A 4,040-nucleotide genomic window follows, 5' to 3' on the forward strand; every position below is an offset into this window, starting at 1 on the left:
CGTACCCCAAGCCCTCCTCCGCCAGCTCCTCATACAGCCCGTCCAGCTCGATCACGGACGCGCCGGCCGGCGGCCACACCGCCACATCGAACGGCACGGCAAGCGAAGCACCCGTGGTGAGAACACCGGTCGCGTGCCGCACCCACGACTGACCATCATCGGCCTCGGCCGGGCGCGCGTACACACTCACCGTCCGGTGACCCGACTCCTGCGCCCCGCCGACCCACACCTGCACCGCCACCGCGCCACCCTCACCGAGAACCAGCGGCGCATCCACGGTGAGCTCCTCCACCGCATCGCAGCCCACCTGATCCGCCGCCCGCACCACCAGCTCCACGAACACGCTGCCCGACACCACCGCCGAACCCGCCACCACGTGATCGCCCAGCCACGAATGCGACGCGAGCGACAAACGACCCGTCAGCAACACCCCATCCGAGTCCGCCAGGCCCACCGCCGCACCCAGCAGCGGATGCCCCGTGGATGCGAGCCCCGCAGCCGCCACGTTCCCCATACGGGGGCGGGATGTCTCGGGCCAGTACCGCCGATGCTCGAAGGGGTAGGTCGGCAGATCGACCCGGCGCCCGCCCGGCAGCACCGCCTGCCAGTCGACCGGCACCCCGTGCACATGCAGCTCGGCCAGCGCCGCCATCACCGCCATGTGCTCATCACGATCCCTGCGCAGCGCAGGTACCAGCACCACATCAGCGTCGTGCACGTCCACCTCGAGCGTGCCATCGGCCATGGCGGTCAGCACCCCGTCAGGGCCCAGCTCAAGGTACGCCCGCACGCCCTGCGCGTGCAGAGCGCGGACCCCGTCGGCAAAGCGGACCGCGCCACGCACCTGGTCCACCCAGTAATCCGGCGAGCACAACTGCTCGGCCGTCGCCTGCTCCCCGGTAAGGGTGGACACCACCGGGATCCGCGGCGGGTTGTAGGACAGCCGGTGAGCCAGCTTACGGAAGTCCTCCAGCATCGGCTCCATCAACGGCGAATGGAACGCATGCGACACTCGCAACCGCCGCGTCTTGACTCCCCGCTCCTCCAGCACGGCGGCCACCTCCAGCACCGCCTGCTCGACCCCGGAGATCACCACCGATGCGGGACCGTTGACCGCCGCGACCGACACCTCGTTCTGACGCCCGGCCAGCAGCCCGACGACCTCCTCCTCAGCCGCCTGCACCGCCACCATCGCCCCACCCGGCGGCAGCACCTGCATCAACCGCGCCCGGCTCGCCACCAACGCGCACGCGTCGGCCAGCGACAGCACCCCGGCCACATGGGCAGCGGTGATCTCCCCGATCGAGTGGCCGGCCAGCACATCCGGCCGCACTCCCCACGAGGACACCAGCCGGAACAGCGCCGTCTCCACCGCGAACAGGGCCGGCTGCGCCCACCCCGTCTGATCCAGCGCCTCCGCCTCGGCCGTACCCGGCTCGGCGAACAGCACCTCCCGCAACGACCCACCCGACTGCCCGTCGAGCAGCGGGTCGAGCTCGGCGATCACCGCGTCCAAGGCCTCGGCGAACACCGGGAACCGGTCATACAGCTCCCGGCCCATCCCCGCCCGCTGGCTGCCCTGACCGGTGAACAACACCGCCAGCTGCGGCTCCGTCGCGGCCACCCCGCGCACCACACCCACACCCGGCAGGTCCTCGGCCAGCGCACCCAGCCCGGCCAGCACACCCTCACGGTCGCCGGCCAGCACCACCGCCCGATGCTCGAACGCCGACCGTATCGTGGCCAGCGAGAACGCGGTATCGGCCAGTGCCACCTCACCGCGGCCCTCCACATGCGAGGCCAGCCGCCCGGCCTGCGCCCGCAACGCCTCCGCCGTACGGCCCGACACCAACACCGGCAGCACGTCCGCGGCCGGTGCCTCGTCCCGCGGCACCGTTCCGGCCTCGATCTGCGGAGCCACCGGCCCCTGCTCCAGGATGACGTGGGCGTTGGTGCCGCTGATCCCGAACGACGACACACCCGCCCGGCGCGGACGACCGTTCCGCGGCCACTCGGCCGCCTCGGTCAGCAGCTCCACCGCGCCGGAGGTCCAGTCCACGTGCGAGGACGGCGCGTCCACATGCAGTGTCCTGGGCAGCACGCCGTGCCGCATCGCCATGACCATCTTGATCACACCGGCCACACCGGCGGCCGCCTGAGTGTGACCGATGTTCGACTTGACGGCCCCCAGCAACAGCGGACGGTCCTCCGGCCGGTCCTGGCCATAGGTGGCCAGCAACGCCTGCGCCTCAATCGGATCACCCAGCCGGGTGCCCGTACCGTGCGCCTCCACCGCGTCCACCTCGGACGGCGACAGCCCGGCACTGGCCAGAGCCTGGCGGATCACCCGCTGCTGCGACGGGCCGTTCGGCGCGCTCAACCCGTTGGACGCACCGTCCTGGTTGACCGCCGAACCCCGCATCACCGCCAGCACCTCATGCCCGTTGCGGCGCGCGTCCGACAACCGCTCCAGCACCAGCACGCCGACGCCCTCGCCCCAGCTGGTGCCGTCAGCGGTGTCGGCGAACGCCTTGCACCGGCCGTCCGGCGACAGCCCACCCTGCGCACTGAAACCGATGAACCCCAGCGAGGTGGTCATCACGGTCACTCCACCGGCCAGCACCAGATCACACTCGCCCGACCGCAGGGCCTGCGCGGCCATGTGCATCGCCACCAGCGACGACGAGCAGGCGGTGTCCACCGTCACCGCCGGGCCCTCCAGACCCAGCGTGTAGGACAGGCGACCCGACAACACGCTGGCCGCCAGACCCGTGACACCATGCCCCTGCACATCCGCCTGAACACTCACGATCAGACTCGCGTAGTCCTGGCCGCTGGTACCCATGAAAACGCCGGTCGAGCTGCCCTTCAGCGAGGCCGGGTCGATGCCGGCCCGCTCGACCGCCTCCCAGGACGTCTCCAGCAACAGCCGCTGCTGCGGATCCATCGCCAGCGCCTCACGCGGCGAAATCCGGAAGAACCCCGCGTCGAATCCCACCGCATCCGCCAGGAAGCCGCCCTGGACCTCGAGGCCCATCCCGGACAGCATCTCCAGATCCCAACCTCGATCGGCCGGGACCGGCGAGATCGCGTCCTCACCGTCGACCAGCAACCGCCACAGCCCTTCCGGAGAGTCCACCCCGCCGGGGAACCGGCAGCTCATCCCCACGATCACCACCGGATCGTCCGCCACCGCCGCCCTCGCCCCGGCCACCACACCCGACACAGTGGCCAGATCCTGCCGACCCAGCAGTTCGGCCAGCAGGAACTCCGCCAGCACCACGGGGGTCGGGTAGTCGAACACCAGGGTGGCGGGCAGCCGCAGCCCGGTGGCGGCGTTCAGCCGGTTGCGCAGCTCGACCGCGGTGAGGGAGTCGAAGCCCAGCTCGCGGAACTCCCGCCGCACCTGGACCGTCTCCGCCGACGCGTGCCCCAGCACCACCGCCGCCTGCGCCCGCACCAACTCGAGCACCAGCCGCACCTGCTCGGCCTTCTCCAGCCCCGCCAGCCGCCGCACCAACTCCGCGTCCCCGCCGGCCGATGTGGAAACGGCCGAGCGGCGGCCCACGCGCACCAGACCCCGCAGCAGATGCGGCACCTCGGGAGCCGCCCGCAGCACCGACAGATCCAGTCGCGCCACCGCCACCACCGGGCGATCCGACGCGAGGCACGTCTCGAACGCGGCCAGCCCCTGCTCGGCCGACAAGGCCGGCATCCCAGCCCGCGCCATCCGCCGCAGATCGATCTCGCTCAACGAGCTGCTCATCCCGGTCTCCTGCGCCCACAGCGCCCAGGCCAGCGACAGGCCCGAAAGACCCGCGGCACGGCGCGACTGAACCAGCGCGTCCAAGAACGTGTTCGCCGCCGCGTAATTGCCCTGCCCGGCGTTGCCTATCACCCCGGCGAACGAGGAGAACACCACGAAACCGGCCAGATCCATGCCCCGGGTCAGCTCGTGCAGATGCCAGGCGGCGTCCACCTTGGGACGCAGCACCGCATCCAGACCCTCCGCCGTCAACGACGGAATCGTGCCGTCGGCC

The 4,040-nt window shown here is 71.5% G+C and carries 1 protein-coding gene; it reads right to left on the reverse strand.

The window, feature by feature from the left end; all coding sequences use genetic code 11:
* Positions 1 to 4,018, reverse strand: a 4,018-nt coding sequence (locus ABZU75_RS45635) for a beta-ketoacyl synthase N-terminal-like domain-containing protein (RefSeq protein ID WP_355569582.1), incomplete at its 3' end; no start/stop codon positions are given.
* Positions 4,019 to 4,040 lie beyond the last annotated feature (22 nt).

The organism is Streptosporangium sp. NPDC005286 (assembly GCF_040607515.1).
Taxonomy (GTDB): domain Bacteria; phylum Actinomycetota; class Actinomycetes; order Streptosporangiales; family Streptosporangiaceae; genus Streptosporangium.